The sequence below is a fragment of the Nocardiopsis sp. NPDC057823 genome, from assembly GCF_042797335.1.
Lineage (GTDB): Bacteria > Actinomycetota > Actinomycetes > Streptosporangiales > Streptosporangiaceae > Nocardiopsis > Nocardiopsis changdeensis.
This window is the reverse complement of record NZ_JBHVLR010000011.1, coordinates 36,784-61,828: the sequence shown is the minus strand read 5'-3', so window position 1 is coordinate 61,828 and position 25,045 is coordinate 36,784. Positions and strand designations below refer to the sequence as shown.

Below are 25,045 nucleotides of genomic sequence, written 5' to 3'. Positions count from 1 at the left end.
TGTCCCCCGGACCGGGTCAGCCCCGGTCCAGGGCGCTGCCGATCTCGCCGACGCGGTCGGCGAGCAGCCCGATCGCGCCGATCGCCCGCGTCACCGGGTCGTCCTCGGCCCCGCCCAGGGCGCGGGAGCGGCGGAACGCCGCCTTGACCTCCGCCCAGCGGGCCTTCTGCTCCGGGGTCATGGTCCCCCGCAGCTCGGCCAGCTTGAGCAGGTTGGCCTCCGCCCCCGAGGTCAGCGTCTGCGCCTCGCCCAGGTAGTGGTCGTCGATGACGGCCTCCACCTCGGCGTCGTTCATCACCGGCACGATCTTCTCCGCCAGCCGGTTCATGTTCCGGTACGACCCCTGGAGGCGGAACGGCGGCTCGGTGCGGGCGTCCTCGGACTGGGCCGCGGAGGCGATGTACGCCTGGTTGTTGGCCAGCACCACCTCCTGGACGCGCAGCAGCTTGCGCAGCACCGACACGATCCGCTCGACCTCGACCGCCGAGTACGGGTGGCTCATCCGGTCGACGGTCACCGACTCGTCCCCCTGCGCCATGCGCACGAACCGGTAGACGTCCTCCCGGTCCCGGGTGGACAGCGGCGCCAGCGTCGGGTTGGAGGTGAGGGCGTTCTCGATGTAGCTCAGCGAGAACAGCTCCTCCTTGCCCGACAGCACGTCGCCCAGGTTGTACACGTCGGCGCGGTTGGCCAGCATGTCCGGGATCCGGAACCGCTTGCCCTGCTCGGTGTACGGGTTGCCGGCCATGCAGACCGCGAACCGCTTGCCGCGCAGGTCGTAGGTGCGGGTCCGCCCGTTCCAGACGCCCTCCATCCTGCGCTGCCCGTCGCACAGCGAGATGAACTTCTGGAGCAGCTCCGGGTTGGTGTGCTGGATGTCGTCCAGGTACAGCATCGTGTTGTTGCCCATCTCCAGGGCGAAGGAGATCTTCTCGACCTCCTGCCGGGAGGTGGCGTCGGGCGCCTCCGCCGGGTCCAGGGAGGTGACCCCGTGCCCCAGGGCGGGCCCGTTGACCTTGACGAACACCAGCCCCAGCCGGCTGGCCACGTACTCCATGAGCGTGGTCTTGCCGTAGCCCGGAGGGGAGATGAGCAGCAGCAGGCCGCTCTGGTCGGTGCGCTTGTCGTCGCCCGCGGCGCCCAGCTGCTTGGCGAGGTTGTCCCCGATCAGCGGCAGGTACGCCTCGTCCAGCAGCCGGTTGCGGACGAACCCGCTCATCACCTTGGGCTTGTACTCCTCCAGCCGCAGCCGGTCGCGCTCGGCGGCCACCAGGGCGTTGCGCCGCTTCTGGAAGTCCCGGTAGGCGGGCACCTCCTCCAGCCGGAACCGGCGGGTGCGCGGCAGGATCTCGTCGAGCCGCACGTCCAGGGACCGGTCCCGGATCCGGGGGTGCGAGCCGAGCAGGCCGGTGACGGTCTCGTGCACCGCCGCGGAGGACTCGTACCGGTCCACCCCGGCGAGCGCGATCGCCGCCGCCTCGGGCAGGTCGCCGGGGTCGACGTCGTCGCGGGTGGCCGCGTACGCCTCCAGCCACGCGCCGACCAGCTGGTGCCGGGCGGCCAGGTCGTCGCCGAGCCCGCGCAGGTCCTCCTCGAAGGACTTGCGGGTGGTCTCCCGGGTGCTGCCCAGCGCCCGGGAGAACCGGTCCAGCAGTGTGCGCGCCCCCGAACCGGACACGAAGCCGCGCTCGGCGGGGCCGTCGGCGGCCAGCTCCTCGAACAGGTAGTCGCCGACCAGGTCCAGGTCGGCGTCCTGGTACAGCCCCGTGTCGGTGAGGAACGCGTCCACGGCCCCGGCCAGCTCGGTGCGCAGCGCGTCGGCGGCGGTCGAGCGCCGGGCCCCGAACACCGCGCGGGCGCGGGCCAGCGACGCCGCCCGGGTCGCCCAGGAGGTCCGCCGGCCCTGGTCGGCGCCGAACGCCCAGAACAGCTGGGCGACCGCGCGCGTGCGCCCCGGGTAGCGCAGCAGCCCGGCGCCGGCGCGCAGGCGCAGCAGGGACGACAGGATCTTCGCGGCGTCGTGGTCGTGCACGCCCCGCTCGTAGCCCTCGTCGTAGCGGGACTCGGCCGCCTCGCGGACCAGGGCCGGGAGCGAGGACCCGTTCTCGGGGTGCAGTTCGGCCTCGTGCAGCCGGGCCAGCCCGTCCGCGCTCTCCTCGGCCGCCGCCAGGATCGACGTGGCCAGGTACTCGGCCCGGTACACCTCGGGGCTCTCCGACACCAGCAGGCGGTCCCACAGGTGCCGGGTCCGCGCGAACTCCGGGTCGGTCACCGGCTCCCGGAAGTCGGTGCCGGTGACCGCCACCGCCATCTCCCCCTGGAAGGGGGTGAGGGTGAGGTCGATCGGCTGGGAGTTGATCGCGAACCGGTGCCTGCCCAGCCGGATGGTGTCGCCGTCGTACAGGTCGGTGCGGTCCCGGAGGGACCGCCCCGCCTCCTGGCGGGCGGCGAGGATGCGGCCCTGGAGCTCCTCGGCGCGCACGGTGTCGCCGAGTTCGCGCATCTCGTCGGCGGTGCGGCGCAGCCGCGCCACCATCGCGTCGGAGGCGAAGTAGGTGTTGACGTCCTCCAGGGTGGACAGCGACGCCACCCTGCGGTGCACGCCCTCCAGCACGCGTTCGGCGGAGGCCGCCAGCCGGTCGGCGCGGCGGGCCCGCTCGTCCACCAGCGACTGCTTGCGGGTGGAGAACGCCTCGTACACGTCCTCGCGCTTGTCCGAGAGCTCCCCGAGGAAGTCCTCGAACTCGGCGAACCGCGACTCCAGGTTCTCCAGCTGGAGCATGATCCGCCCCAGCTGCTCGTCGCAGCGCTCGGGGGTGTCGGCGGCCGCCAGCGCCCCCGTGACGGCCTGCCCGAGCAGCGCGAACTCGGCCGCGAACTCGGCCCGGCCCTCCAGGGCCAGCAGCTCCTTGCGGCGGGCCTCCAGGGTGGCGCGGGCCCGGTTGATCCCGGCCAGCACCTCGCTGATCCGCTCCAGGATGCGGGTGCGCACCTGGGCATCGCCGATCTCCAGCGACCCGATGACCTCGGTGACCGTCTGGAGCCCCTCGGTCTGCGCGGCGATCCGCTCGCCCACGGCGGTGGCGGCGCTGACCGCTTCGAGGGTCTCGGCCTCCTCCACCAGCCGCTCCACATCGGAGTGGTAGCCGGCGAAGGCGTCCTCCTGCTCCAGGAACGCCACGGTGCGGCGGCCCACGGAGCCGATCTCCTCCTCCAGGGACCGGTCCAGCCCGGCGAGCAGGTCGGCGTCCACGTAGCGCATCTCGCCCAGCGTGGCCGCCTGCCCCTGGGCGCGGCGCAGCTCGGTGAGCCGGGTGATCCAGCCCTCCGCGGACCGGGGGGCCTCCCCCCGGGAGGTGCGGATGAGCGCCGTCGCCCTCTCCTGCGCCGCGGCCAGCGCCTCGGCGGCCTGGGCGGTGAGCGCCTGGACGGTCTCGAACTCCTCCAGCACCCGCTCGGCGGTGGCGCGCACCTGGGCGAGGGGGGCGGCCAGGTCGCCCAGCTCCTCCTCGCCCAGCCAGTGGAACCGGTCCGACACCCGGCGGCAGGCGGCGATGAGCGCCTCGAACACCTCGGTGGAGGGGCTCATGTCCTGGGCCATCCGCGCCACGGACAAGCAGTCCGACACGCCCCGCACCAGCTCGGCGTTGCCGATCCGCTCCAGTGGGCCGCTGCCCACGGGCTGGGCGGCGGCGTACTCGTCGGACACGAACGGGGTCTGCCACACCTGCATGGGGTGGACCCGGGTGGGCTCGCCCGACGTCTCCCGGAACACCGTCATGGTGCCGTCGTCGAACAGCGAGTACCCGTGGCAGACGATCGGGTTGGCGACCTCCTTGCGGATGGTGTTGTACGGCAGCAGCAGGCTGCGGCCGTCCGCCCGCGAGTGGAAGACGTACAGCACGTCCTCGCCGTTGGGCGAGCGCACCACCCGCTCGAACTCCAGGTCGGTGACGTCGGTGTCGAACGTCCGCGCCACGCCGGTGGACAGGTAGTAGCCGCCGGGGAAGATCAGGCCCTGGTCGTCGGGAAGGCGCTGGCAGGACTGCCCGATCCCGTCGAGGCGCAGGACGTCCTTGGTGTGCCGGTTGAAGACCAGGTGCCGCCACACGGTCTCGTTGTAGGGCCGGATCCGCAGCAGGATGAGCGGCCCCACCTCGGCGTGGAACACCGAGGCGTCGGCCAGGCTCTGCAGCGCCTCGTCCACGGGCTCGCTGTAGACGCCCTCGCCGACCTCGGTGTTGTTCTCGATCTTGATGGTGAGGTCGCCGCCGACCGTCTCCACGAACAGCTCGTCGAGGATCGAGATGTGCGGGTGGCGGCCCAGGACGTGGTCCTCGCGGGTGGCCTCCACCCACGAGAACTCGTGCGAGGGCGGGAAGACGTGGTCGCGTTCGCCGCGCTCGTCGAGGTAGGCGATCTCGCCGGTGGGCGCGACCGTCCACCGCAGCACCCGCACGTCCTCCGTCTGCGGGCCGATCTGGAACACGGCCAGCAGCCGGTCCTCGACCTTGCGCAGCTGGAGGAGGCGGGCGTCGCGGTAGTAGCGGTAGAGCTGACCGAAGTCCTGCCGGAACCGCGCGTCCTCCAGCAGACCCGGAAGAGTCCCGGCGGGCGCGTCGGCGAAGGAGAACCCGTCGCCGTCGTGCTCGTAGCGGTGCAGCGAGAACACGTCGGAGACGTGCGTCTCCCGCTGCATGCCGATGAAGACGTTGTAGCCGAACAGGATGGTGTCACCGGTGCCGCCCCCGACGGAGCCGCCCACGCTGACGATGTCCCGCGGCGTGCAGTTGTGCTCGGTGCGGATCCGCTCGGTGCCGAGCAGGGTCAGCTCGGTGCCGCCGAACACCTCCAGCCGGCGGGTGTTCAGTTCCTCTGTACGGCGGGCCAGCTCACCGGTCTGCTCGCGGAGCCGGGCGCGGAGCACCTCGTAGGTGCCCGCGTCCAGCTCCTGCTCGTCGACGGTGTCCGGCCCGGGGCCTGCGGTCTCGGGGGCCTCGGTCACGGACGGCTACCTCACTGCTTCACGGCGTTGGCGGGGGCGAGCGCGGTCACCGGCAGCTGGTCCAGGCCCATGGAGCGGGCCGTGGACAGCAGGCCGTTGAGCTTGCCGTTGTCGCCCTGGCCGCCGTTGATGAGCTGGAGCAGCAGGGCGGACACGGTGAGGTTCTTGACGTCCTCGGTGTCCAGCGACGACACGACCTTCTTGATGTCGCGGACGAAGTCGCCCTCGCCGTTCAGCCAGCTGCCGCCCAGCGCCTGCATCGTCTCGGAGCTGCCGACGAAGCCGTCCACGGCCTTGCCCAGGCCGATGGAGTTGACCATGCGGTCGAAGAAGGCGCCGTCGCCGCCGACGATGTTGATGTCGGCGTTCTCCAGGCCGGTGGCCAGCACGGTGGCCTGGGCCTCCGCGACCTGGCGGTGGACGTCGATCCCGGCCAGGCGGACCTCCTTCTCGGCCTCCAGGCGCAGGCGGTACTCCTCGTGCTCGCGGCTGACCTGGTCCAGGGCGGCCATGGCCCCGGCCTTGTCGGTGAGGCCCGCGGCCTCGGCGCGCAGCTTGGCCTCGATGCCCTCGGCCTCGGCGAGCATCTTCGCCTGGACGGCCCTGGCCTCGGCCTCGGCCTTGAGGCGGGAGACCTCGGCCTCGGCGGTGCCGACCTTCTCGATGGCCGCGGCGTCCTGCTCGCGGACCTGGACGTCGGCCAGGCCCTGGGCGGCGGCCTCGGCCTGGATGCCCTCGGCGAGGCGGATCTTGGCGCGGGTGTCGAGCTCGGCGGCCTGCTGGCGGGCCTCGGCGAGGGTCAGCTCCTCGGCGGCCCTGTGCTTGGCCGCGGCCTCGGCGGCCTCGGCGGCCTTGATGTCCTTGACCAGGCGCTCCTGGGCCTCGGCCTCGGCGTGGATGATGATGGCCTGGCGCTGGCGCTCGGCCTCCTCGACCGCGCGCAGGCGCTTGATGGCCTCCTCCTGCTCGGCGACGGTGCGGTCCACGGCGACCCGCTCGCGGATGACGTCGGCGACCTCGCGCTTCTCGGCCTCGACCTCCTTGTCCTTGGAGATCCGGCTCAGCTCGGTCTCGCGCTCGCGGCCGATGACCTCCAGCATGCGGTCCTTCTCGATCCGCTCGGTCTCGATGGCGATGACGCGCTCGCGGTTCTTCTCGGCGACCGCGATCTCGCGCTGCTGGTTCTGGTGCTGGACGCCCAGCGCCTCGGAGGTGCGGATGTTGGCGGTCTCGGCCTTGAGGCGCTCCTCGGCCTGCACGCGGGCCGTCTCGGCCTCCTCGCGGGCCTTGATGATCTCGATCTCCCGCTTGGCCTTGGCCGCCGCCTCCTCGCGCCGCTTCTCCAGCTCGGCGAGGGTCTCGGAGGTCTCGGTGTTCTGGCGGTCGATCTCCTTCCTGCGGTCGTTCTCGAAGGCGTTGGTGCGCTTGTGCTCGGTGGCGGTGCGCTCGGTGATCTTCGAGATGCCCTGCGCGTCGAGGATGTTGTTGGCGTCGTGCTGGTGCAGCGGGGTCTGCTCCAGGTAGTCGATCGCCACGTCCTCCAGCACGTAGCCGTTGAGGTCCTGGCCGATGACCTCGACGATCTGCTGGCGGAACTCCTCGCGCTGGGTGAACAGCTCCTCGAAGTCGAACCGCTTGCCGACGGTCTTGAGGGCCTCGGCGAACTTGGCGTTGAACAGCTCCTGGAGGGTCTCGGGGTTGCTGGCCCGCTCGGTGCCTATGGCCTTGGCGACCCGCTTGACGTCCTCCTCGGTCTCGTTGACCCGGATGAAGAACTTCACGCTGATGTCGGCGCGGATGTTGTCCTTGCAGGTGAGGCCGTCGCGGCCGCGGCGGTCCAGGTCCAGGGTCTTGACCGAGATGTCCATGTACTCGGCCTTGTGCAGGACCGGCAGGATCACCGCACCGGTGAAGGTGACGTGGACGTCGCGCGTCTTGGAGATGATCAGCGCTTCACCCTGCTTGACCTTCTTGAACATCTTCAGGATGGAGACGATCAGGAGGAGCAGGACGAGGAGGGCGACGGCCAGGGAGATGCCGACGGTGAGGAACGCCGCGTCGGCGGCCTCTCCGGTGGATGGGGCGCTCAGCAACACGTATGGGGGCCTTTCTGCGATTGACCGTGCGGGGTCGAGTGGCCGTGCGGGGGCGGCGCGGGCGGGGGTGCGGGGCCCGGACGCTCCCGGGAGGGGGCTCGTGGAATGGGACGCGGGCCCCCGGCCGGTGGTTCCGTTCCCTGGGGGAAAGACTCGTGTCCGAGGGGCTCGTGCACGAGCCGGTGGCCGGAGGACCTGGGGGAGCCGGCGGGCACGGGCCCGCCCGGGTCGGCTCCGGCCGGGGCAGGCCGTGGCCGGGGTCAGCCCTGACCGGGGTCCAGGGCCGGGTCGAAGCGGGTGACCAGGAAGACGTCCCGGTCGTCGCTGTGGTCGAAGATCAGGGCGGTGCTCCCCGACGGCAGCACCTCGCCGCCGATGGTGCGCACCGGGATGGTGATGGAGGCCCCGCCCGCGGTGGTGATCTCCGCGTGGCCGAAGCCCTCGTTCGCCGAGCCGATCCGGATCACGCAGGTGCGGCCGACCAGTTCGTGCTTGGAGGACCCCTTGCCCTTGGGCAGGAACCGCTGCACGGCCATGACCGCGCCGCTGGTGAACGCCCACGCCGCCACGACGGCGATGACGAGGACGACCGCTCCGAGCGCCCAGAGCAGGGCGCCGTCGGGGGTGAGGAGACTGGTCACGATCCCGCCCATCATGCTCACGAACCAGGCGGAGAGCACCAGCACGGTGATCTCCACGGTCACCGGGGCCCTGCCCAGCCCCACCCGCCCCATGACCGCGCTCGCGCCCGCGGGGTCGCCGTCGGAGTCCGCGGAGTCGAGGACGTCGGTGTCGGCCAGGCCGACCGCGACCACGATCCAGTAGAGGACGATCACGAGGAGCATGGGGGTGAACAGTACGGTCGGGAAGCCGAAAGCCGTGCTGAGGAACAGCCCCACGCGGATCACGCCCCTTCGCGTCCATCCCGGTCCCCGGCGGCGCACGGGGGATGGTGGCCGTCAGGACGGGGACCGTGCCCGGAACTTTACCCAACGTCCCAGTTGAACGCGGTCCGGGGGGCCAGGGAACGTGGCCGGAACCGGCCACCGCCGCGCGGATTTCCGCGACGCGCGCACGGGCACCGGGGTTTACGGCGCAGTATTTCCGCACAGTGAATTCTTCGAGGTCATCGGGTGTCGTTTTCCCGGAACGCCCGGCCCGGCATTCCCCGGAACGCCCCCGCCGACAGGCGGATATCACATTGAGCTACGGTGCGGCATTCAAAGGTATTCGGATCCCGGCGCGGCGGAGGACTGTGGCGCTTCCCGAACGCCTCATTTAGGATCTGCTGCACCGCACAAGCGCGCCTACGGAGGGCGAGGTCTATCTCGTGAACCCCGGAAGCGGTTTCAACGGAGTCTTCTTCCGCCTTCTCGGGCCGCTCCAGGTCGAGGCGGGTTCCGAGCAGGTGCACATTCCCCCCGGACGCCAGCAGGTCATTCTCCGTGCGCTGCTGCTTGAGGCGGGGCGCACCGTTTCCACGGACCACCTGGTCGACGTGACCTGGGACTGCGATCCCCCCGACACGGCCCGCACCCAGGTGCAGATCTGCGTCTCGCGGCTGCGCAAGAGCCTGGCCCCCCTCGGCACGCCCCTGCTCACCTCCCCGCCGGGCTACCTGCTCCGAGTGGAGCCGGAGGCCGTCGACGTCCACCTGAGCCGCATCCTCGCCGAGAGGGCCGGGGAGGCCGTCGCCGGGGGCCGCCCGGAGGAGGCGGTCGCCCTGCTGCGCCGGGCGGCGGGCCTGTGGCGCGGCCCGTCCCTGGGCGGCCCGTCCGGCCGCCTGCTGCGGCCCCTGGCCGACCGGCTGGACGAGGACCGCGCGTCCCTCGTCGAGGCGTACCTGGACCTGGAGCTGGAGCTGGGCCGCCACGACCTGGTCGTCGGGGAGATCGACGACCTCGTCCGGAGGTACCCCCTGCGCGAGCGGCTGCGCTACCAACTCATGCTCGCCCTGCACCGTTCCGGGCGCCGGGCCGAGGCGCTCCGGGTCTACCGGCGGGGCCGGGAGCTGAGCACGGCCGAGCTGGGGCGCGAACCCGGACCGGAACTGCGCGCCCTGGAGGCCGCCGTCCTGGCGGGGGAGTCGCCGCCCGACCCGGACCCGGCCCCGGCGGCGCCCGCCGCCCCCGTCGCGGTCCCGGCCCCGCGCTCCCGGGCGGGAGCCCCGTGCCCCCGCCAGCTCCCCGCCGACACCGCGGACTTCTCCGGACGCGGGGAGCAGGCGGCGGCACTGGAGGCCGCCCTCACCGGGCCGGGCCGCGGCGGGGGCCGGGCCGCCCTCTGCGCGGTCGTCGGCCTCCCCGGCGTCGGCAAGAGCGCCCTGGCCGTGCACGTCGCCCACCGGCTGGCCCGCGCCGGCTTCCCCGACGGACAGCTCTACTGCGACCTGCGCGGCGGCAGCGGGACCCCGCTGGACCCCGCGCGGGCGCTGGCCCGGTTCCTGCGCGCCCTGGGCGTCCCCGACCGGGCGCTGCCCGAGGGGCTCGGGCCGCGCGCGCGGATGTACCGCGACCTGCTCGCACGGCGGCGGGTCCTGGTGCTCCTGGACGACGCCGCCGACGATCGGCAGGTCGCCGACCTGCTGCCCCCCGGGCCCGGCTGCGCCGCGATCGTCACCGGCCGCTCCGGCCTCGCCGGGATTCCCGGGGCCGACCTGGTCGAACTCGACGTGCTCCCGCAGGACCAGGCGCTGGAGCTGCTGCGCCGGGTGATCGGACCCGAACGGACGGACGCCGACCCCGAGGCCGCCGCCGAGCTGCTGGGCACGGTGGGCAGGCTGCCCCTGGCCCTGCGGATCGTCGCCGCCCGGCTGGTCGCACGGCCCCACTGGTCCCTGGCGTCCATGGTCGCCCGGCTCGCTGACGAGCGGCACCGCCTCGACCAGCTCTCCCACGGCGGGCTCACCGTGCGCGCCGGCCTGGTGCCGGGCTACGAGGGCCTGGCCCCGGACGCCCGGCGGACCCTGAGGCTGTTCGCGCTGGCCGACGGCCCCGGACAGCCCGGGTGGGCCGCCGGGGCGCTGCTGGACGACCGCAGGCCCCGCCCCGACGAGCTGCTGGAACCCCTCGTCGACGCCCGGATGCTCGCCGCCGACGGCACCGACGCCGCGGGCGGCCCCCGCTACCGGTTCCACGACGTCGTCCGCCTGTTCGCGCGCGAACGCCTGGCGGAGGAGGAGACGGAGTCCGAGCGGCGGGAGGCGGCGGCCCGGCTGGTCGGCGGCTGGCTCTTCCTGGCGGAGGAGGCCGACCTGCGCACCGGGGGCGGATCCGGCCGCATCGGCGCGGGGGGCCGGTGGCGCCCGCCCCCGGCCGATGCCGTCCTGCGCGACCCGGCGGCCTGGCTGTCGGCGGAGCGGTCCCGCCTGTGCGCGGCCGTGGACCTGGCCGCCGACCACGGTCTCGACGAGCTGTGCTGGAACCTGGCGCTGGCCCTGGTCCCCCTGTTCCACCGGCGCGGGTACCTGCGGGAGTGGGACCGGGTCAACGACCGGGCCGCCGAGGCGGTGCGCGCCGCGGCCAACCGCCGCGGGGCGGCGGCGGTCGCCTACTCCCGCGGCTGCCTGGACCTGGACCGGCGGAGGCCCGCCGACGCCCGCGCGGCCTTCGAGGAGGCCCTGGCGGTGTTCGGGGAGCTGGGCGACGTGACCGGCCGCGCCTGGTGCACCTGGGGGCTGGCCCGGCTGGAGCGGGCCGCCGGACGCCGCGAGCACGCCCTGGAGCTGTGCGGGCGGGCCCTGCGCGACTTCCAGGAGGTCGGCGACCCGGACGGGGAGGGGCGCGCCCTCATGCTCAGCGGACACCTCCGCACGGCCGCCGGCGCCGTCGACGCGGGGGAGGCCGACCTGGCCCGGGCACTCACGCTGTACGAGCGGACCGGGGACCCCCGGGGCCGCGCGCGGGTGCTGAGCCGGATGGGCCGGATGGCGCGGGACCTGGGTGATGAACGGCGGGCGCTGCGCCTGCTCACCGAGGCGCGGGAGCTGGACGGCGGGGAGGAGCGGGTGCCGCATACGGTGCCCGGCCCCCGGGACCTCGGGGACCGGGACGGGACGGCGGCCCGGGCGCCGGAGCAGGCGTGAGCGGCGCCCCCGCCCGGGCCGGCCGCGGCCGGCCGGTCACCGCGGGGCGCGGTCCCAGGAGGCGATGAGCCCGTGCTCGGACAGGGAGAACACGTCCCTGTAGACCAGCGTGGCCATGCGGGACGTCTCGGTGAACGCCCCTTCGGCGACCACGCCCTCCCCGCTGACGCGCACCAGGTCCACCCGGTGCAGGCCGCGCCCGGCCAGGTGCTCGCGCAGGGCCGCCTCGACCCGGCGTCGGCCCCGGCTGTACGGGACGCCGGGCAGGCGCAGGCGGGCGTACTCGTCCAGAAGGGAGGCGCAGCCGTCCAGGTCGGCGCGGTCGACGTAGTCGTAGAGGAGGAGCACGTGTTCGGCGCCCGCCCGCGCCACCCTTTCGCTGCGGCCGGGGGTGTGCTCCTGGCCGTGTGCGGTCATCCGGCACCTCCCCGGCCGGGGGTGCGCGGAACACCGCGGACGGCGGAGGCGTGGTTCATGGCGACTCCCGGGCGCTCGTGGTTCGGGGCCCACGCTAGGAAAACCCCCTGTCACCGGCCTATCCCCGGGCTATCCCGGCGTCTTCGCCGCGCTTCCCGGTAGCCGATATATCACTTAACGTGATATTTGCAGTTCCCTTCCGTCCGTCTTTCAACCATCCGAAATTTGGGTCTGGGTCCCAGTGGTGGGAATGTGAGAATTCGACCACGGCGACCTCGGTTTTCGGTCGAATAAAGTTCGCTTCTCTTCGCAATGCGTGTGATATAACTCCGTTTCGGGAGTCGTTCTCTTTGATTTCAGAACGGTGGGGAGCTGTGTGATCACGACGGGCGATCGGCCTGGCGACGACGGAATGGTGTTCCGCGTGCTCGGCCCCATCGAGGTCCGGGGCGCCGGGGGCCCGGTCCGGGTGCCCGTCGGCCGGCAGCAGACCGTCCTGGGCATCCTGCTCCTGGAACTGGGCCGCGTCGTCTCCACCGACCAGATCGTCGACATCCTCTGGGAGCACAGCCCGCCGGAGACCGTCCGGACCCAGGTGCAGATCTGCGTCTCCCGGCTGCGGACCCTGCTCAAGCCGACCGGCGCCGTCATCGAGACCCGGTCCCCCGGCTACGTCCTCAACGCCGCCCCCGAGACCGTGGACGCGCACGTCTTCCGCGCCCGGGTCCGCGAGGCGACCGCCCTGTCCCAGCAGGACCGGGGCGAGGAGGCCGCCGCCCTGCTTCGCTCCGCGGTCGGCCTCTGGCGCGGGCCGGTGTTCGGCGGCGTCGGCGCCGAGGCCCTGCGCGCCCGGGCCACCCACCTCGACGAGGAGCGGATGGCCGCCGTCGAGTCCTATCTCGCCATCGAACTCGAACTGGGGCGGCACCAGCGCCTCATCGGCGAGATCAACGGGCTGGTCGAGGAGCACCCCCTCCGTGAGGGGCTGCGCGCCCAGCTGATGCTGGCGCTGTACCGGTCCGGCCGCCAGGTCGAGGCGCTGGAGGTCTACCGCCGCGGACGCGACCTGCTCATCGAGGAGCTGGGGCTGGAGCCCGGGTCCGAGCTGCGCGAACTGGAGCGCGCCATCCTCGCCGGCGACCCCTCCCTGGAGCACGCGCCCCCGCAGGGCCCGGCCCACGCCTCGGGCGGCGGGCCCGCCACCGCGTTCGGCGGCGGGGTCACCCCCTTCCAGCTGCCCTCCGACACCGTGGACTTCGTCGGCCGCGACGGCACCATCGACCGGGTCGAGGGCGTCCTGGCCGAGCCCGGCAACGGAGCCCGGGTCGTCGTGCTCATGGGACGCCCCGGGGTCGGCAAGAGCTCCACCGCCGTGCGCGTCGCCCACCGGCTGGGCCCCGAGCGCTATCCCGACGGGCAGCTCTACTGCGACCTGCGCGCCACCCGGGGGACCCCGCTGGACCCCGGCGAGGTCCTGGGCCGCTTCCTGCGGGCGCTGGGCGTGCCCGGCCCCGCCGTCCCCGACGACGTGGACGAGCGCGCCGCCATGTACCGCGGCCTGCTGGCCACCCGCCGGGTCCTCATCGTCCTGGACGACGCCGCCACCGAGTCCCAGCTGCTGCCGCTCATCCCGGCCGGCCCCGGCTGCGGGGTCCTCATCACCTCCCGGGCCAACCTCACCGGCCTGCCCGGCGCGACCTTCCTCCCCCTGGAGACCCTCTCCGAGGACGCCTCGCTGGCCCTGCTGCGCCAGGTCCTGGGCGATGCCCGGGTCGACGCCGAACCCGAGGCCGCCCACGCGCTGGTGGGCGCGGTGGGGAGGCTGCCCCTGGCGCTGCGCATCGTGTCCGCCCGCCTCGCCGCCCGCCGCCACTGGTCCCTGTCCTCCATGGTGGACCGGCTGGCGGACGAGCGGTACCGCCTGGACGAGCTGGCCCACGGCGACATGACGGTGCGGGCCAGCCTGTCGCTGACCTACGACGGACTGGAGGCCGGGACGGCCCGCGCCTTCGGGCTGCTCGGCCTGGTCGAGGGCCCCACCATCCCCATGTGGTCGGCGGCCGCCCTGCTGGGGGACGACCGCCCCTTCCCCTCCGACATCGTCGAACCGCTGGTGGACGCCCACCTGCTGGACATCGTGGGCACCGACCCGTCCGGGGACCCGGTGTACCGCTTCCACGAGCTGGTGCGCGACTACGCGCGGGAGAGGTCGGCCGACGTCGAGGACGACGCCTCCCGCGGCGCCGCCATCGACCGCCTCATGGGCGGCTGGCTGGCGCTGCTGGACGCCGCCAACGACGACCTCATGGGCGGGGAGTACCTGCGGGTGCGCGGCGGGGCGCCCCGGTGGTCCCCTCCCGCGCGGTACGTCGAGCGCGTCCTGCGCGACCCCTACGCCTGGTTCGAGGGCGAGCGCGCCAACCTCCGGCACGTGGTGCTCCAGGCGGTCGAGCTCGGCATGGACGAGCAGAGCTGGGACCTGCTGGTCGGCTTCTCGGTCTTCCTCACCCGGCGCGGCTACATGCAGGAGCTGGCCGAGCTGCACGACCGGGTCGAGCCGTTCGTGCGGGAGCGCGGCAACCGGCTCGGCATGGCCTCCCTGTGGGCCACGGTCAGCGAGGCGCTCAGCCACCGCTACGACGGGCCCACCCGGGCGGCGCTGCTGGAGCGGTCCCTGGAGGCGTACACCGAGCTCGGAGAGGTGCGGGGCCAGGCGATCGCCCGCCGCGCCCTGGCCACCCTCACCGCCGAGGCCGGGGACGAGAAGCGCGCGCTGGGCCTGTGCGAGGAGGCGCTGGAGGGTTTCATCGCCGTCGGGGACCTGGGCGGCCAGTGGCGCAGCCTGATGCTCACCGGCTACCTGCGCGGACGCGGCGGCGACGTCGACGGGGGCCGCGCGGAACTCGACCGGGCCCTGGAACTGGCCGGGCGCACCGGGGACCCGCGGGCCAGCGCCCAGGTGCTGCGGCGCAGTGCCCAGCTCGACCTGCTCCGGGGGGACGTCGGGCAGGGGATAGGGCGGCTGCGGGAGGTGCTGGCCGTCGTCGAGGAGCTGGGCGACCTCGTCGGCCAGGCGATGGTGCTGCGCGACCTGGGGACCGCCTGCGCCCAGGCGGGCCGGATCGATGAGGCGCGGGGGCTGCTGGAGCGCGCGATGGCGGCCTTCGACCAGCTCTACGAGGAGAGGGAACGAGCCGAGGTGGCATCCGTGTTGGCCGACCTCGGCTGACCGTTCGCCATCGTCCTCACCCCCGCCCGCTACTTCTCCCAGCGGTCGGCCGGGGTGTCCACCTTCACCGTGACGGTGGCGGGGCCCTTCTCCCCGGGACCGGACGGGACGTCGACGGTCACCGAGACGGCGGCGCCGGGGCCCGTCTTCTCCCAGCGGTCCTCCAAGGTGCCGGCCCCCGTGTCCGCCAGGGCGGGGGAGGCGCCCAGGGAGACGGCGACGGCGGCGGCGAGGGCGAGGGAGAACTTGACGATCCGCATGGTGACCTCCGTTGGTGAGGGCCCCGTCTTCTCGGGGGATGGCCACATCCTGCCCCGCGCCGCCGCCGAAGGCTTATCACAGGGCTATTCGCACCATTGCACGGCGCTGACAAGGGCCTATCCCGCCCGGGGATAGGTCGCGGATAGCGGGTGGATGCCCCCCTTTCCGATGATCGTGGGGAGCCGATCGCGGGAGGAGATCCCGGGGCATCGGACCGGGATCGCCTTGGAATGCGGAGTGGTGATGAACGACGTCCCCATGCTTGAGACCCTGGGAGAGTGCCGTGTCGACGGGCGCCCCGTGCGTCACCGGCGGGCCGCGGAGCTGGCCGCGGTCCTGCTCCTGTCCGACGGGGCGGCCCCCCGCGACTGGCTCTCCACCGTGCTGTTCGAGGGCGACCCCTCGCCGTCCAGCCTGCCGACGCTGGCCATGCGGGCGCGGCGGATCGGCCTGGACGTCCGGTACGAGCGCGAGATCGGCGCGTACCGCATCGGCGAGGGGGTCCGCTGCGACGTCGTCGAGTTCCTGTTCCTGCTGTCGCACGGCTACGTCGCCCAGGCGATGGAGTTCTACAAGGGCCCCTTCATGGTGCGCAGCCAGAGCCCCTTCGCCGTCCAGACCCGGGCCCACCTGGAACAGCGCATCGTCGAGGCCGTCGTGGACACCGGCGACGCGCGCCTGATGGCCGACACGCTGCGGGTCGTGCGCGACCCGGGGATGCGGCGGGCGCTGGTGCGCGACGCGGACGCGGCACTGGTCTGACGGGCCGGTCAGGGCGGGGAGACGAGCAAAAGGGAGGGGACGGCATGCGGAAAGGCCAGGCGCAGCAGGCCGTACCCCGCTCCGGCCGCGCCGGACAGCGCCGGGGCGGCCCCCGGGGTGAGGCACCAGCCGCGGGCGCGGCCGTGCGCGCACAGGCCCGCGGCGGCGCGCAGCGGGACCTCCTCCGCGCCTCCGCCGCGCCACCGCGCGGCCGACACCAGGAACTCCAGGACGCCCAGGTCGCCGTGGCAGGCCCCGTGGTCGCCGGTGGAGCGCAGGCCGCCGCGGAGCAGGGCGTCGCGGACGGCGCGTTCCAGGGACGCCAGGTCCTCCAGGGCGGCCGAGCGGACCGCCGGCTCGCGCGCGTCGGCCAGCAGGGACAGCCGGGAGAGGCCGATCCCCGCCAGGCCGTGGCACCACGACACGTCCGCGGGCGGACGCCGTTCCAGCGCCTCCCGCTCCCGGGACAGCAGTCGGCCGACGGCCCCGCCGTACCCCGCGCCGGGCAGCGCGGCGTCCATGCGGGAGAGCGCGACCAGGACCCCGGTGGAGCCCGAGGCCATGCCGGGCTCGGGGGGCGCGGCGGCGGTCTCCTCGGCGAGCACCGAGGCGACGCGGTCGGCGACGGCCAGCGCCCCCGCCCCGGGCAGCGCCGCGTGCAGCGCCAGCGCGGCCAGGACGGTGCCCGCACGTCCCCCGGCCAGGCCGGGGGAGCCGGTGCCGGTGTGCCCGCGCAGCAGGGCCAGGTGCGCCAGGGCGCCCCGGGTCCGGGTGTCGTGCCCGCGCACCGCGCCGGCCGCGGCCAGGTGGACCAGTGCGGCAGCGGCCCGGCCGAACCGGTCGGGGGCGCGGGGGGAGAAGCGCAGGGCGGCGGTGTGGTCGGCGGCGGCCTCGGCGCGGGCCCGCAGGTCGGGGCCGCCGCCGAGGTCGGCGAGCCGGGCCAGCAGCGGTCCCGCCCCCGGGTCGCGGGGGGAGAGGCCGCGGGCCAGGTCCGCGGCCGCGGCGAGCGCGGTCTCCCCGTCCAGCGGCCGGTCGCCCGGACGCGGGTCGGCCGCGTCGGGGTCGTCCGGGCACAGGTCGCGGGCGGTCCGGCGGACCAGCGCCACCGCCCCGCCGGCGCCGTGGCGGTCCAGGGACCTCAGCCGGCGGCGCACGGACGCGGCCGGCGCCTCGGCGAGCACGCCCGGGACGGTGCGGCCCGCGCTGTCGACCAGGTCGACGGCCCCCGCCGGACCCGACAGGTGCGGCAGGTCGCCCCTGAGCAGGTCGGTGGACTCCGCCCGCAGCAGCGCCGACCACAGCCGGGCGTCCCCGTCCCCCGGCAGGGGCCGGGGCAGCAGCAGGGAGCGGGTGAGGCCGTCGCGCAGCAGGTCCGGGCGGTCCCCGGCGTCCAGGGAGGGCGCGTACAGGGCGGCCGGGTAGAGGTCGTGCCGCAGCAGGGCGCGGGACAGCCCGCCCAGCGGGCCCTTCCGCGACAGCCAGGTCCCCCGGTCGGCCACCAGGGCGTCGTAGGCGAACGCGAACCCGTCCGTCAGCGCGCCCGTGTGCCCCTCCAGCGGCAGCACCCCGCCGCCGGACCCGGGCAGGTGCTCGTCGTCCTCCAGGGGCTCCTCGTCCAACGGGTCGTCCTCGTCGCCGTCCTGTGAGACCGCGGCGTCCACGGGCCGCTCCGGCGGCCGGACCACCCCCGCCAGCAACCGCTCGGCGTCCGTCAGCACCGGGTGCGCGCCGTGCGCGACGATGTCCCGGTGGCGCGGGGCACTGCCGCTCAGGGCGTGGGCCAGCGCGGTGACGGCGCCCAGCCGCCAGTAGAAGGCGACGCCCTCCCCCTCGGGGCAGGGCTCGTGCTCGACGCGGAGCGTCCACCCGTGGTCGGGCAGGCGCAGCACCGGGACCGAGGACAGCCGGTGCGCGGGGCCGCGCGCGTTGAACCAGGAGACGATCCCCTCCCACAGCACCGCCGCGTCCGGCGGGCGCGGGGTGCGGACCATCCGGACGTCGCCGAACGAGACCACGGCCCCGGCCAGCCCGCCCGGGCGGCGCACGTACCCCGAGCCGAAGTCCACCAGGGTCACGGCGTCCAGCCGGCCCCCGTGCAGCCGGTCCAGCTCCGGGAGGTCGGCGACCAGGTCGCGGGCCAGCTCCAGCCGGGACTCCTCCCAGCGGGAGAGCACCTCCGCGACCCGGCGCAGCAGCACCGTGTACTCCTCCCACAGCTCGCGCTGCACCCGCGGCCGCGACAGCAGCTCCAGGTAGGCGCGGAACCGGGCCTCCCCGCTCGCGCCGCCGATCCGGCCGGAGAGCTGGGCGAACTGCATCTCCAGGGCCACGGTCGGGGTCATAAGGCGGCTCAGCTCCTCGTCCGGCCACGCCCCGGCCAGCAGGTCCGGCAGCCCGGCCAGGCGGGGGTCGGCCCCCCGCACCAGCGCGGTCGCCGCGTCGTGCAGGGCCCTCTGGTGCCCGTGCACGGCGTCCAGCGCCGGGCGCAGGAACCCGGCCGCGTCGGGGTCGGCGAGGAACGCCTCCCGCGCGCGTCCGGTGTCCCGCCCCAGGGCGATACGCGCGTCCGCGCGGCGCACCCACGCCTCCGGCGCGCCGGAGGCGGGCGCGTCCCCGGCGGTGTCGTCCGCCGCCCGCCGCCAGGGGAGTTCCTCGACGGTCCATTGCCTTTCCATGTTCGGCTCCCGTTCCGACCGGGGTCCCGATGACGTACCGGTGCTGTGGACCCAGTCTCACCAGGGGCGTTCACGTCGCCATCACGCCGGGGCCGGCGTCGATAGGCGGCCGATAAGCGGGCGATGGGGCCCCGGGCGACAGTAGGTGTGCAGGGATCGGACCTGTGCCGAGAAGGAGGCGTGATGACGAGGACCGTGGAGGTGTCGACACTGGGCCGCTGCGCTGTGGACGGCACGGCCGTGGCCAACCGCAGGGCCGTGGAGCTGGCGGCGCTGGTCGCCCTGTCGAACGGCTGCGTGCACCGCGACCGGGTGCTGGTGGAGCTGTTCGAGGCCGACCCGGCCCCGTCCAGCCTGCCGACCCTGGCCATGCGCGCCCGCCGGGCGGGCATCCCGCTCGGCTACGACCGGCGCCGGGCCTGCTACACGCTGGACGGCGCGGTCCGCTTCGACGTCGTGGAACTGCTCCGGCTCGTCCGCGCCGGGGACCCGGAGCGGGCCCTGGACCTCTACGCCGGCCCCTTCCTGTCCACCAGCCAGAGCCCCTTCGCCGCCGACACCCGGGCGGGCGTCGAGGGCGCCCTCGTGCGGGCGGTCCTGGCCCGGGGCGACGTCGCGCTCATGACCCGGGCGGACCGGTTGGTCAAGCACCCGGAGCTGAGCGAGGAACTGGTCAGGCGCGGCGCCGATCCGGCCACCGTCTCGCTGAGCCGCTCCTGGCTCTCCGGGCTCGGCTTCCCCGGCTGAGCCCTCCCGGCGGTGACGGGACCGCGGGCGGGAGGAGGACCCCGGACGACCGGAAAGGCCGCCCTTCCAGGTACCCCCTCCCCCCTGTGCCGGGGTGGTCTCTGGTACGTGCACCAGTCTCCGGCGCCGGATTCGCAGGGGCTTCACACGGCCCGGAAAAAAATTCTCGGAAGGATGTCGATCCGGCGGCCGCCCGTTCGACGAACAGGTGAGAGCGGGGGAGGGACCCCCACACCGCACGGAAGGCGAACACCATGCGCTACATGATGTCGATCATGTCCGACCCGCAGGCCGAGGCGAACACCGAGATGACCCCGGAGATCTTCGAGGCGATGGCCGCCTACAACGAGGAGCTGGTCAAGGCCGGCGTGCTGCTCGCCGGGGACGGCCTGGCGCCCTCCGCCGAGGCCGTCCGGGTGACCTTCTCCAACGGCGGGGCCCGGGTGACCGACGGCCCCTTCGCCGAGGCCAAGGAGTTCATCGCCGGGTACTGGATCCTCCAGGTGTCCTCGCCCGAGGAGGCCGTGGAGTGGGCCAAGCGCTGCCCCCACCCCCCGGCGGGCGACTCCGCGGAGCTGAACCTGATCCTGCGCCGGATCATGGACACCGACGACTTCAGCGACGACATGATGCCCGCGGAGCTCAAGGACCGCGAGCGCGAACTGCGGGGGCAGAACGCCCACGAGGCCCACGAGGACTGACCCGGGGGCGGGTTGCGGCGGTGTGTCCCGCGGTGCTCTGATGGGCCCGTGAGCCACACCGATACCCGGCGCGCGGTGGAGGCGGTCTGGCGAATCGAGTCGGCCCGCCTCGTCGCCGCGCTCACCCGCATGGTCGGCGACGTCGGCCTCGCCGAGGAGTTCGCCCAGGACGCGCTGGTCAGCGCCCTGGAGAAATGGCCGCGGGAGGGCGTGCCCGACCGGCCCGGCGCCTGGCTGACCACCGTCGCCAAGCGCCGCGTCGTCGACCGCTGGCGGCGCGACGAGCGCTTCCAGGACCGCATGGCCGAACTCGGCCGGCAGGTCGTCGAGAACGACGGCCAGGGCGGATTCGACGCCGTCCTGGAGGAGGACTACGGCGACGACCTGCTCCGGCTGATGTTCGTGTGCTGCCACCCGGTGCTGTCCACGCAGGCCAGGGTCGCCCTGACCCTGCGGATGCTGGGCGGGCTGACCACCGAGGAGATCGCCCGCGCCTTCCTGGTGCCCGAGTCCACCGTCGCCCAGCGCATCGTCCGGGCCAAGCGCACCCTGGCCGAGAAGAAGGTGCCCTTCGAGGTGCCCGTCGGCGGGGACCGCGACGCCCGGGTGGCCTCCGTGCTGGAGGTCGTCTACCTCGTCTTCAACGAGGGGTACACGGCGACCTCGGGTGACAGCCTCCTGCGCCCCGAGCTGTGCGAGGAGGCCATGCGGCTGGGCCGGGTGCTCGCCGGGCTGCTCCCCGAGGAGCGCGAGGTGCACGGGCTGCTCGCGCTGATGGAGCTGCACGCCTCCCGGTTCCGAGCCCGGGTCGCCCCGGACGGGTCCCCGGTGCCGCTCGCCGAGCAGGACCGCTCCCGCTGGGACCGGATGCTCATCACCCGCGGCATGGCGTCGCTGCTGCGTTCACTGCCGCCCGACCCCGCGCAGCCGCGCGGCCCCTACGCCCTCCAGGCGGCGATCGCCGCCGAGCACGCCCGGGTCCCGGACCCCGGCGACACCGACTGGACCGTCATCTCCGCCCTCTACCTGGCGCTGGCCCGGCAGACCGGGTCGCCGGTGGTGGAGCTCAACCGTGCGGTGGCGGTGTCGATGGCCCACGGCCCGGCGGCCGCCCTGGAGATCGTGGACTCCCTGGAGGGGGCCCTGGACGGCTACCACCTGCTCCCGTCCGTCCGCGGCGACCTGCTCGAACGCCTGGGCCGGGAGAAGGAGGCCGAGGCGGAGTTCCGCCGCGCCGCCTCCCTCACCCGCAACGAGCGCGAGCGCTCCCTGCTGCTGGCCCGCGCCGACCGCCTCGCCCCCTGATTCTGCCTTCGGCAGTAAGGGCTGGCGCACCCGCCCGGCGGAGGGCCAGACTGCGGTTCATGAGACTTCTGGTACTGGGCGGCACGGAGTTCGTCGGGCGGGCTGTGGTCGAGGACGCGCTGGAACGGGGGTGGGACGTCACCGTCCTGCACCGGGGGACGCGGCCCGCGCCCGAGGGGGCGACCGTGCTCCACGGCGACCGGCTGGCCCCCGACGGCCTGGCCGCGCTGGAGAAGGGCGAGTGGGACGCCGTCGTCGACACCTGGTCGGCGGCGCCCAGGGCGGTGCTGGAGGCCGCCCGGCTGCTGGCCGACCGGGCGGGGCACTACACCTACATCTCCAGCTGCTCCGTCTACACCTTCCCCTCGGCGGCGGGCTCGGACGAGTCCTGGCCCACGGTCGACGCCGACCCCGGGGCCGACGGCACCGAGTACGCGGCCGACAAGCGCGGCGGCGAACTGGCCGTGGAGGCGGCCTTCGGCGACCGCTCCCTGTTCGTGCGGGCCGGGCTCATCCTCGGCCCCTACGAGAACATCGGCCGCCTGCCCTGGTGGCTGAACCGGATTGCCCGGGGCGGCCCCTTCCCCGCGCCCGGCCCGGCCGACCTGCCGATCCAGTACGTGGACGCCCGCGACCTGGCCGCCTGGACCCTGGACGCCACCGAGGCGGGGCTGTCCGGGCCGTTCAACCTGGTGAGCCCGCCCGGACACGCCACCGTCGGCGAGCTGATCGACGCCTGCGTCGCCGCCACCGGCTCCGGCGCCGAGCCCGTGTGGCTCACCCCCGAGCAGGTCGCCGCGGCGGAGGTGGAGCCGTGGTCCCAGCTGCCGGTGTGGCTCCCGCCGGGCGAGCTGCACGACTCCCTGCACGGCAACGACGTCTCCAAGGCGGTGGCCGCGGGGCTGCGCTGCCGCCCGGTCGCCGAGACCGCCGCCGACACCTGGGAGTGGCTGGTGTCCATCGGCGGCACCGCCCCGCAGCGCCCCGACCGCCCCGCGGTGGGCCTGCCCGAGGGCGCCGAGGAGCGCCTGCTGGCCGGACGCGCCTGACACGCGCGCGGGGGGCCGCCCGGTCCGGGCGGCCCCCCGCGGCCGGGTCCTACTCCGCCGGCGCTCCCAGCGGTCGGGACGACACGACCAGCCTGTCGGCGGCGTCGTTGACGTCCACCACCACCGTGTCCCCCTCGGTCAGCGCGCCCGACAGCAGCTCGCGGGCGAGCGGGTCGCCGATCGAGGACTGCACCAGGCGGCGCAGCGGCCGGGCCCCGTAGTTGGGGTCGTAGCCGGTCATCGCCAGCCACTCCCGCGCCCCCGGCGTCACGTCCAGGTTCAGGCGCCGGTCCGCCAGGCGGCGGGCCAGCTTCTCCACCTGGAGGTCCACGATCCTCGTCAGGTCCTCGATGGACAGCGCCTCGAACATGATCACGTCGTCGAGCCGGTTGAGGAACTCGGGCTTGAACGTCGCCCGCACCACGTCCATGACCCGCTGCTCCCGCGTCGCCTCGTCCAGGGTCTGGTCCACCAGGAACTGCGAGCCCAGGTTGGAGGTGAGGATGAGGATGGTGTTGCGGAAGTCCACCAGCCGCCCCTGGCCGTCGGTCAGCCGGCCGTCGTCCAGGACCTGGAGCAGGGTGTCGAACACCTCGATGTGGGCCTTCTCCACCTCGTCCAGCAGCACCACCGTGTACGGCCGGCGGCGCACCGCCTCGGTGAGCTGGCCGCCCTCCTCGTAGCCGACGTACCCGGGGGGCGCGCCGACCAGGCGGGACACCGAGTGCTTCTCGGAGTACTCGCTCATGTCGATGCGGACGATCGCCCGCTCGTCGTCGAACAGGAACTCCGCCAGCGCCTTGGCCAGCTCGGTCTTGCCGACGCCGGTCGGGCCCAGGAACAGGAACGAGCCCGTCGGCCGGTCGGGGTCGGAGATGCCCGCGCGCGCCCGGCGCACGGCGTCCGCCACGGCCACGACGGCGGACCGCTGGCCGATCAGCCGCCGGCCCAGCTCCTCCTCCATGCGCAGCAGCTTGGAGGTCTCGCCCTCCATCATCCGCCCCACCGGGATGCCGGTCCAGGACGAGACCACCTCGGCCACCTCGTCGGCGCCGACCTCGTCCTTGACCATGGAGTCGGTCTCGGCCTCGGCGGACTCCTCCGCCTGGGAGGCCTCCTCCAGCTGCTTCTCCAGCTGCGGGATCTCCCCGTACATCAGCCGGGACGCCGTGGCGAAGTCGCCCTCGCGCTCGGCCAGCTCGGCCCGGGTGCGCAGCTCGTCCAGCCGGCCCTTGAGGTCGCCGACCCGGTTCAGGCCCGCCTTCTCCTGCTCCCAGCGGGCGACCAGCCCGTTGAGGCGCTCCTGCTTGTCGGCCAGGTCCGCGCGCAGCCGCTCCAGCCGCTGCCGGGACGCCGGGTCCGACTCCTTGTCGAGCGCCATCTCCTCCATCTTCAGGCGGTCGACGGTGCGGCGCAGCTCGTCGATCTCCACCGGGCTGGAGTCGATCTCCATGCGCAGCCGGGACGCCGCCTCGTCGATGAGGTCGATGGCCTTGTCCGGCAGGAAGCGCGCGGTGATGTAGCGGTCGGACAGGGTCGCGGCGGCCACCAGCGCCGAGTCGGAGATCTGCACCTTGTGGTGCGCCTCGTAGCGGCCCTTGAGCCCGCGCAGGATCGCGATGGTGTCGGTGGCCGTCGGCTCGCCCACGAACACCTGCTGGAACCGGCGCTCCAGGGCGGGGTCCTTCTCGATCCGCTCCCGGTACTCGTCCAGCGTGGTCGCGCCGACCATGCGCAGCTCGCCGCGGGCCAGCATCGGCTTCAGCATGTTCCCGGCGTCCATGGACCCGTCGCCGGAGGCCCCGGCGCCGACCATGGTGTGCAGCTCGTCGATGAACGTGATGACCTGGCCCTCGGAGTCCTTGATCTCCTGGAGCACCGCCTTGAGGCGCTCCTCGAACTCGCCCCGGTACTTGGCGCCCGCCACCATCGCCGACAGGTCCAGGCTGATCAGCCGCTTGCCGAGCAGGGACTGGGGCACGTCGCCCGCGACGATGCGCTGGGCCAGGCCCTCCACCACGGCGGTCTTGCCGACACCGGGCTCGCCGATGAGCACCGGGTTGTTCTTGGTGCGGCGGCTGAGCACCTGGATGACCCGACGGATCTCGCCGTCGCGGCCGATCACCGGGTCCACCTTGCCCTCGCGGGCCCGCTCGGTCAGGTCGACGCCGTACTTCTCCAGCGCCTGGTAGGTCTCCTCGGGGTTCTCCGTGGTGACCCGGCGCTTGCCGCGCACCCGCTCGAACGCGTCGAGCAGCGCCTCGGGTGCGGCACCGGCGTCCTTGAGCAGCCGGGCCGCCTCGCCGCCGTCGGCGGCCAGGCCCACCAGCAGGTGCTCGGTGGAGACGTACTCGTCCTCCATCTGCTGCGCGCGCTGGGCGGCGGTGTTGATGGAGACGATGAGCTGGCGGGAGGAGCCGGGCGAGGCCGCCGTGGACCCGGTCACCTGGGGCAGCGCGTCGACGGCCTCGTCGACCCTGTCCTTGAGCCGGTCGGGGTCGGCCCCGACCTCCTTGAGGAGCGGGCGGGTGACGCCCTCGGCCTGGTCCAGCAGCGCGGTCAGCAGGTGCACCGGCTCGGTCTGGGGATTGCCCTTGGTGGTGGCCAGGCGGATGGCCACCGACAGGGCCTCCTGGCTCTTCTGGGTGAGCTTGTAGTTCATGTGCGGTGACTCCTTATGCAAGCCGTGTCACGCAGGGTGATGTGTCGCGGTC

At 74.1% G+C, this 25,045-nt stretch carries 14 protein-coding genes; 7 read left to right on the top strand and 7 right to left on the bottom strand.

Annotated features, from left to right (window positions below; all coding sequences use genetic code 11):
- Positions 1-16: 16 nt before the first annotated feature.
- The 3 genes from ACFVNO_RS18605 to ACFVNO_RS18595 form a co-directional block, all read right to left on the bottom strand.
- Positions 17-5,005 (bottom strand): DNA repair ATPase, encoded by a 4,989-nt coding sequence (locus ACFVNO_RS18605; RefSeq protein ID WP_378894033.1) that lies wholly within the window; start codon positions 5,003-5,005, stop codon positions 17-19.
- 11 nt (positions 5,006-5,016) lie between these two features.
- A complete protein-coding gene (locus tag ACFVNO_RS18600) occupies positions 5,017-7,101 on the bottom strand; it encodes a flotillin family protein (protein ID WP_355257580.1) in 2,085 nt (694 codons plus the stop codon).
- A 260-nt stretch (positions 7,102-7,361) separates the two neighbouring features.
- Positions 7,362-8,000: a DUF1449 domain-containing protein gene (locus tag ACFVNO_RS18595; RefSeq protein ID WP_355257939.1), complete on the bottom strand. Its 639-nt coding sequence runs from the start codon at positions 7,998-8,000 to the stop codon at positions 7,362-7,364.
- A gap of 431 nt (positions 8,001-8,431) precedes the next feature.
- Here ACFVNO_RS18595 and ACFVNO_RS18590 point away from each other — a divergent pair, with 431 nt between their 5' ends.
- Positions 8,432-11,185, top strand: coding sequence for a BTAD domain-containing putative transcriptional regulator (locus tag ACFVNO_RS18590; protein ID WP_378894029.1), 2,754 nt, complete (start codon positions 8,432-8,434; stop codon positions 11,183-11,185).
- A gap of 36 nt (positions 11,186-11,221) precedes the next feature.
- Here the strand turns inward: ACFVNO_RS18590 and ACFVNO_RS18585 are convergent, their stop codons facing one another.
- Positions 11,222-11,602, bottom strand: coding sequence for a nuclear transport factor 2 family protein (locus ACFVNO_RS18585; protein WP_355257574.1), 381 nt, complete (start codon positions 11,600-11,602; stop codon positions 11,222-11,224).
- Between the two features lie 424 nt (positions 11,603-12,026).
- Between ACFVNO_RS18585 and ACFVNO_RS18580 the strand changes: the two genes are divergently transcribed.
- A complete protein-coding gene (locus ACFVNO_RS18580) occupies positions 12,027-14,831 on the top strand; it encodes a BTAD domain-containing putative transcriptional regulator (RefSeq protein ID WP_355257571.1) in 2,805 nt (934 codons plus the stop codon).
- 29 nt (positions 14,832-14,860) lie between these two features.
- Here ACFVNO_RS18580 and ACFVNO_RS18575 read toward each other — a convergent pair whose 3' ends face one another.
- Positions 14,861-15,091, bottom strand: a complete 231-nt coding sequence (locus ACFVNO_RS18575; RefSeq protein WP_355257568.1) for a hypothetical protein — start codon at positions 15,089-15,091, stop codon at positions 14,861-14,863.
- 244 nt (positions 15,092-15,335) lie between these two features.
- Between ACFVNO_RS18575 and ACFVNO_RS18570 the strand changes: the two genes are divergently transcribed.
- Positions 15,336-15,854: a hypothetical protein gene (locus ACFVNO_RS18570; protein ID WP_220564368.1), complete on the top strand. Its 519-nt coding sequence runs from the start codon at positions 15,336-15,338 to the stop codon at positions 15,852-15,854.
- Between the two features lie 8 nt (positions 15,855-15,862).
- Here the strand turns inward: ACFVNO_RS18570 and ACFVNO_RS18565 are convergent, their stop codons facing one another.
- Positions 15,863-18,529: a DUF4135 domain-containing protein gene (locus ACFVNO_RS18565; RefSeq protein WP_378894024.1), complete on the bottom strand. Its 2,667-nt coding sequence runs from the start codon at positions 18,527-18,529 to the stop codon at positions 15,863-15,865.
- 183 nt (positions 18,530-18,712) lie between these two features.
- Here ACFVNO_RS18565 and ACFVNO_RS18560 point away from each other — a divergent pair, with 183 nt between their 5' ends.
- The 4 genes from ACFVNO_RS18560 to ACFVNO_RS18545 all read left to right on the top strand — a co-directional run bounded on the left by ACFVNO_RS18560 (position 18,713) and on the right by ACFVNO_RS18545 (position 22,331).
- Positions 18,713-19,276, top strand: a complete 564-nt coding sequence (locus tag ACFVNO_RS18560) for a hypothetical protein (RefSeq protein WP_355257562.1) — start codon at positions 18,713-18,715, stop codon at positions 19,274-19,276.
- Between the two features lie 254 nt (positions 19,277-19,530).
- Positions 19,531-19,977: a YciI family protein gene (locus ACFVNO_RS18555; RefSeq protein ID WP_355257559.1), complete on the top strand. Its 447-nt coding sequence runs from the start codon at positions 19,531-19,533 to the stop codon at positions 19,975-19,977.
- A 48-nt stretch (positions 19,978-20,025) separates the two neighbouring features.
- Entirely contained in the window at positions 20,026-21,282 is a 1,257-nt protein-coding gene (locus tag ACFVNO_RS18550) for an RNA polymerase sigma factor (protein WP_355257556.1), read from the top strand.
- Between the two features lie 59 nt (positions 21,283-21,341).
- Complete coding sequence (locus ACFVNO_RS18545; protein WP_355257552.1) at positions 21,342-22,331, top strand: NAD-dependent epimerase/dehydratase family protein; 990 nt, start codon at positions 21,342-21,344, stop codon at positions 22,329-22,331.
- Positions 22,332-22,380: 49 nt separating this feature from the next.
- On the opposite strand, the gene clpB is transcribed toward ACFVNO_RS18545, so the two are convergent.
- Positions 22,381-24,993 (bottom strand): ATP-dependent chaperone ClpB, encoded by a 2,613-nt coding sequence (gene clpB, locus ACFVNO_RS18540; RefSeq protein ID WP_355257549.1) that lies wholly within the window; start codon positions 24,991-24,993, stop codon positions 22,381-22,383.
- Positions 24,994-25,045 lie beyond the last annotated feature (52 nt).

Coding starts and splice junctions, on each gene's coding strand:
- ACFVNO_RS18585 (WP_355257574.1), bottom strand. CDS start 11,602: ATGACCGCACACGGCCAGGAGCACACCCCCGGCCGCAGCGAAAGGGTG.
- ACFVNO_RS18575 (WP_355257568.1), bottom strand. CDS start 15,091: ATGCGGATCGTCAAGTTCTCCCTCGCCCTCGCCGCCGCCGTCGCCGTC.
- ACFVNO_RS18570 (WP_220564368.1), top strand. CDS start 15,336: ATGAACGACGTCCCCATGCTTGAGACCCTGGGAGAGTGCCGTGTCGAC.
- ACFVNO_RS18565 (WP_378894024.1), bottom strand. CDS start 18,529: ATGGAAAGGCAATGGACCGTCGAGGAACTCCCCTGGCGGCGGGCGGCG.
- ACFVNO_RS18560 (WP_355257562.1), top strand. CDS start 18,713: ATGACGAGGACCGTGGAGGTGTCGACACTGGGCCGCTGCGCTGTGGAC.
- ACFVNO_RS18555 (WP_355257559.1), top strand. CDS start 19,531: ATGCGCTACATGATGTCGATCATGTCCGACCCGCAGGCCGAGGCGAAC.
- ACFVNO_RS18545 (WP_355257552.1), top strand. CDS start 21,342: ATGAGACTTCTGGTACTGGGCGGCACGGAGTTCGTCGGGCGGGCTGTG.
- clpB (WP_355257549.1), bottom strand. CDS start 24,993: ATGAACTACAAGCTCACCCAGAAGAGCCAGGAGGCCCTGTCGGTGGCC.